6 protein-coding genes are annotated in these 4,892 nt (G+C 60.2%); 3 read left to right on the top strand and 3 right to left on the bottom strand.

Annotated elements, in window-relative coordinates:
* Positions 1–1,479, top strand: a 1,479-nt coding sequence (locus HX846_RS23105; protein ID WP_178966154.1) for an LTA synthase family protein, incomplete at its 5' end; no start/stop codon positions are given.
* Positions 1,480–1,539: 60 nt separating this feature from the next.
* On the opposite strand, the gene HX846_RS23100 is transcribed toward HX846_RS23105, so the two are convergent.
* Positions 1,540–1,692: a DUF3309 family protein gene (locus HX846_RS23100; RefSeq protein ID WP_003216767.1), complete on the bottom strand. Its 153-nt coding sequence runs from the start codon at positions 1,690–1,692 to the stop codon at positions 1,540–1,542.
* A 329-nt stretch (positions 1,693–2,021) separates the two neighbouring features.
* Between HX846_RS23100 and HX846_RS23095 the strand changes: the two genes are divergently transcribed.
* Positions 2,022–2,843 (top strand): SDR family oxidoreductase, encoded by an 822-nt coding sequence (locus HX846_RS23095; protein WP_177028910.1) that lies wholly within the window; start codon positions 2,022–2,024, stop codon positions 2,841–2,843.
* 250 nt (positions 2,844–3,093) lie between these two features.
* Positions 3,094–3,303, top strand: coding sequence for a carbon storage regulator CsrA (gene csrA, locus HX846_RS23090; RefSeq protein WP_008433220.1), 210 nt, complete (start codon positions 3,094–3,096; stop codon positions 3,301–3,303).
* Positions 3,304–3,306: 3 nt separating this feature from the next.
* On the opposite strand, the gene HX846_RS23085 is transcribed toward csrA, so the two are convergent.
* Together HX846_RS23085 and HX846_RS23080 are read right to left on the bottom strand one after the other, a co-directional pair.
* Entirely contained in the window at positions 3,307–3,534 is a 228-nt protein-coding gene (locus HX846_RS23085; protein ID WP_003192759.1) for a YheU family protein, read from the bottom strand.
* A gap of 59 nt (positions 3,535–3,593) precedes the next feature.
* A complete protein-coding gene (locus tag HX846_RS23080) occupies positions 3,594–4,778 on the bottom strand; it encodes an osmoprotectant NAGGN system M42 family peptidase (protein ID WP_003216760.1) in 1,185 nt (394 codons plus the stop codon).
* Between the last annotated feature and the right edge of the window lie 114 nt (positions 4,779–4,892).

Genomic DNA, 4,892 nt, shown 5'->3' with positions numbered 1-4,892 from the left:
GTGTTCGTGGTCTGCCTGCTGGTCGCCGTGGTCGCCATCCGTGGCACCCTGCGCCAGGGCCCGCCACTGCGTTGGGGCGACGTGTACACCACCGACTCGAACTTCGCCAACCAGTTGGGCCTCAACGGTACCTTGTCGCTGATTGCGGCGGCGAAATCGCGCTTCTCCGAGGAGCGTTCGAACATCTGGAAAGCCACCCTGGAGCAGCCGCTGGCCACCCAGACCGTGCGCGACATGCTGGTATTGCCGACCGAGAAACTGGTCGACACCGACACCGCCGCGGTACGCCGTGACTTCACGCCGCCGGCCGAGAAGACCCTGCCGATCAAGAACGTCGTGGTTATCCTGATGGAAAGCTTCGCCGGTCACTCGGTGGGCGCCCTGGGCCGCCCGGGCAACATCACGCCGTACTTCGACAAACTGTCCAAGGAAGGCCTGCTGTTCGACCGCTTCTTCTCCAACGGCACCCACACCCACCAGGGTATGTTCGCCACCATGGCCTGTTTCCCGAACCTGCCGGGTTTCGAATACCTGATGCAGACTCCGGAAGGCAGCCACAAGCTGTCGGGCCTGCCGCAGTTGCTCAGCCATCGCGATTTCGATGACGTGTACGTCTACAACGGCGACTTCGCCTGGGACAACCAGTCGGGCTTCTTCAGCAACCAGGGCATGACCAACTTCATCGGGCGTAATGACTTCGTCAACCCGGTGTTCTCGGACCCGACCTGGGGCGTGTCCGACCAGGACATGTTCAACCGTGGCCTGGAAGAGTTGAAGGCCCGTGAAGGCGGCAAGCCGTTCTATGCGCTGCTGCAAACCCTGTCCAACCACACGCCGTACGCGTTGCCGACGCCATTGCCGGTCGAGAAGGTCACCGACCGTGGCAGCCTCAACGAGCATTTGACGGCCATGCGTTACTCCGACTGGGCCTTGGGCCAGTTCTTTGAAAAGGCCCGCAAGGAGCCGTACTTCAAGGAAACCCTGTTCGTGATCGTGGGCGACCACGGCTTCGGCAACGAGCAGCAGATCACCGAGATGGACCTGGGCCGCTTCAACGTGCCGATGCTGATGATCGCACCGGGCATGCAGGAGAAGTTCGGCGAGCGTGACCACACCGTGGGCACCCAGATCGACATCGTGCCGACCATCATGGGCCGCCTGGGCGGTGACACCCTGCACCAGTGCTGGGGCCGTGACCTGCTCAACCTGCCGGAAGGTGACAAGGGCTTTGGCGTGATCAAGCCGTCGGGCAGCGACCAGACCGTCGCCTTGCTCACCGGTGACCGGGTGCTGGTACTGCCCAAGGAAATGCCGCCGAAGTTGTGGGAATACGAACTGGGCGCCAACCCGACCGGGAAAGTGATTCCAGAGTCGCCGGACGAGGCTGCGTTGAAGCAGAAGCTCGAATCGTTCCTGCAGACCGCTACCAAGAGCCTGCTGGACAACACCGCCGGTGTAGTGGACGGCAAGCCGGACTAAATACCCGCGCATAAAAAAAGAGGCCTTTCAAGGCCTCTTTTTTTTGCACGCTGGAACGCGTTATATCTTGCCGAGCAACAACAGAATCAACAGCACTACCAACACAGTACCGAGAATACCCGATGGCCCGTAACCCCAATTGCGTGAGTGAGGGAACACTGGAAGACCGCCGACCAGCAGGAGGATCAGAATAATGATAAGAATGAGGCTCATGTTTTGTTTTCCTTATTGTCTTCTGAAAAGACCTGTTATTTAACGAATAGGCCCGACAACTGATACGGACGCCTTAATAACTCCGACCCATGTGTTTGGCAGAAAATTCCGTGTTTTTTTAAAGCTTTTCGCTAACTTGCTTATTTCCTTTAACCCCGTTGCAAATAACTGTCCTTAGTTCAAATAAATGGAACTTGGCGGGTTTCCCGCTATCCGACCCGGCCCACGGTTTGCCTGGGGCATTCAGCAGTCTGATGGTGCGTGGGTGCGGGAAAAACCTTCGCTACACTGCGGCTCACTTCTTCCGTGAACCACAAGGCTACTTTCCTATGCAAAATCGCATGATGATCACCGGCGCCGGTTCTGGCCTGGGTCGCGAAATCGCTCTGCGCTGGGCCCGTGAGGGTTGGCAGCTGGCCTTGTCGGACGTCAGCGAAGCGGGCCTGCAAGAAACCCTCAAGCTTGTACGCCAGGCCGGCGGTGACGGTTTCACCCAGCGCTGCGACGTGCGCGACTACAGCCAGCTCACCGCGTTCGCACAGGCCTGTGAGGAAAAGTTCGGTGGCATCGACGTGATCGTCAACAACGCCGGTGTCGCATCGGGCGGGTTCTTCAGCGAACTGTCCCTGGAAGACTGGGACTGGCAGATCGCGATCAACCTGATGGGCGTGGTCAAGGGCTGCAAGGCCTTCCTGCCGCTGCTGGAAAAGAGCAAGGGCCGCATCATCAACATCGCGTCCATGGCCGCCCTGATGCAGGGCCCGGCCATGAGCAACTACAACGTGGCCAAGGCCGGCGTGGTGGCGCTCTCGGAGAGCCTGCTGGTGGAACTCAAGCAACAGGAAGTCGGCGTGCATGTGGTGTGCCCATCCTTCTTCCAGACGAACCTGCTGGACTCGTTCCGCGGGCCGACGCCCGCGATGAAAGCCCAGGTGGGCAAGCTGCTGGAAAGCTCGCCGATCACCGCCGCAGAAATCGCCGACTACATCTACCAGCAAGTGGCGCAAGGGCAATTCATGATCCTGCCCCACGAGCAGGGGCGCATGGCCTGGGCATTGAAACAGAAGAACCCGCAACTGCTGTATGACGAGATGACCGTGATGGCGGACAAGATGCGGGCGAAAGCTCAGTCGCAGGCGGTAAAAGGTTGAATTTCAGGTGAGCACCTGATGTGGCGAGGGAGCAAGCTCCCTCGCCACAGCAAGCTCTCTAGCCACAGAGAGCGCCTGCAAATTTGAACATATCGTTTGGTTCTTGGGTGTAATTCGAGATTATTCACTGCCTGTCTGTAGGGTAATTTACCCTGATGTGTAAGGCATGCCTGTTTAACCTGAAGGCCATTGATGGTGCCAGGCAGGGAGCGCATGGTCGGGGTTCGGTAACTTAAAAAGGACGAACCCCATGCTGGTATTAAGCCGCGCGGTAGGTGAAATAATTTCGGTGGGTGACCAGATCACCTTGCGCATTCTGGAAGTGAACGGCACCCAAGTGAAGCTGGGTGTGGAAGCGCCGGTGGGGGTCAATGTGCACCGGGCGGAGGTCTATCAGAAGATCCTCAGTCGCCACGGGCAGCAGGCCAACACCCATCCAGTGCCTGTGCCCAATCCTTGAGTCTCAGTCGAACAGGTGCTTGGGCACATCGTGCTTGAGCATCAACTGGCACTGCTCGCTTTCGGGGTCGAAAACAATCAGCGCCTGGCCCTTGGTCAGCGCCTGGCGTACCCGCAGCACCCGGGTTTCCAGAGGTGTGTCGTCACCATTGTCGGTGCCGTCGCGGGTCACGAAGTCTTCGATGAGGCGTGTCAGGGTGTCGACTTCAAGTGCATCGTAGGGAATCAGCATACAAGCCTCGGCTAGGGAATCCCGGCGATGCTACTGCGCCGGGATCCGAGTTGCCAGTCTCAGGTTTTTTGGCCCACCAGGCTGTCCACCGACGGCACGCGGGTATCACTCTCCATTTGTGTGTCGTGTTCGATCTGGTGACTGAACCGGTCGAGGGAGCCCTTGGCCGGCTGTGCATCGCTGGCGAACACCGGCGGGCTGAGGATGTACGCGCCCAGCAGGCGACTCAGCGCGGCGAGGCTGTCGATGTGCGTGCGCTCATAGCCGTGGGTGGCATCGCAACCAAACGCCAGCAGCGCGGTGCGAATGTCATGGCCAGCGGTCACCGCCGAATGCGCGTCGCTGAAGTAGTAGCGAAACAGGTCGCGGCGCACCGGCAACTCATTTTCCGCCGCCAGGCGCAGCAGGTGGCGGGACAGGTGATAGTCATACGGCCCGCCGGAATCCTGCATCGCCACACTCACCGCGTGCTCGCTGGAGTGCTGCTCGTGGGCCACCGGCGCAATGTCGATGCCGACGAACTCACTCACATCCCACGGCAATGCCGCCGCCGCACCACTGCCGGTTTCTTCGGTGATGGTGAACAGCGGGTGGCAGTCGATCAGCAGCGGTTGGCCGCTGTCGACAATCGCCTTGAGCGCCGCCAGCAGCGCGGCAACCCCGGCTTTATCGTCCAGGTGACGGGCGCTGATATGCCCGCTCTCGGTGAATTCCGGCAGCGGGTCGAAGGCGACGAAATCGCCGACGCTGATACCCAGGGAGTCACAGTCGGCGCGGGTGGCGCAGTAGGCATCCAGGCGCAGTTCGATGTGGTCCCAACTGATGGGCATTTCATCCACGGCCGTATTGAACGCGTGACCGGAGGCCATCAACGGCAGCACGCTGCCACGGATCACGCCGTTATCGGTGAACAGGCTGACGCGGCTGCCTTCGGCAAAACGGCTGGACCAGCAGCCCACCGGCGCGAGGGTCAGGCGGCCATTGTCCTTGATCGCCCGCACGGCGGCGCCGATGGTGTCCAGGTGCGCGGAAACGGCGCGGTCGGGGCTGTTTTTCTGGCCCTTGAGGGTGGCGCGAATGGTGCCGCGCCGGGTCATTTCAAAGGGAATGCCCAGTTCTTCAAGGCGCTCGGCGACGTAGCGCACGATGGTGTCGGTAAACCCGGTGGGGCTGGGAATAGCGAGCATTTCCAGCAGCACTTTTTGCAGGTAAGCGAGATCCGGTTCGGGGATGGTTCGGGTCATGGAAACTCCTGATGAGTTGAGGGCATCGATGGTTTCGATGAAAGGGGCGCCTCAGAGATTGTGTTGGCTGTACCGGCGTCTTCGCGAGCAAGCCCGCTCCCACATTTGGAATGC

It is taken from the genome of Pseudomonas sp. K5002, assembly GCF_013386655.1.
Taxonomy (GTDB): Bacteria; Pseudomonadota; Gammaproteobacteria; order Pseudomonadales; family Pseudomonadaceae; genus Aquipseudomonas.
The sequence above is the reverse complement of the archived record's forward strand: the minus strand, read 5'-3'. Positions and strand labels throughout refer to the sequence as shown.

Coding starts and splice junctions, on each gene's coding strand:
- HX846_RS23100 (WP_003216767.1), bottom strand. CDS start 1,692: ATGAGCCTCATTCTTATCATTATTCTGATCCTCCTGCTGGTCGGCGGT.
- HX846_RS23095 (WP_177028910.1), top strand. CDS start 2,022: ATGCAAAATCGCATGATGATCACCGGCGCCGGTTCTGGCCTGGGTCGC.
- csrA (WP_008433220.1), top strand. CDS start 3,094: ATGCTGGTATTAAGCCGCGCGGTAGGTGAAATAATTTCGGTGGGTGAC.
- HX846_RS23085 (WP_003192759.1), bottom strand. CDS start 3,534: ATGCTGATTCCCTACGATGCACTTGAAGTCGACACCCTGACACGCCTC.
- HX846_RS23080 (WP_003216760.1), bottom strand. CDS start 4,778: ATGACCCGAACCATCCCCGAACCGGATCTCGCTTACCTGCAAAAAGTG.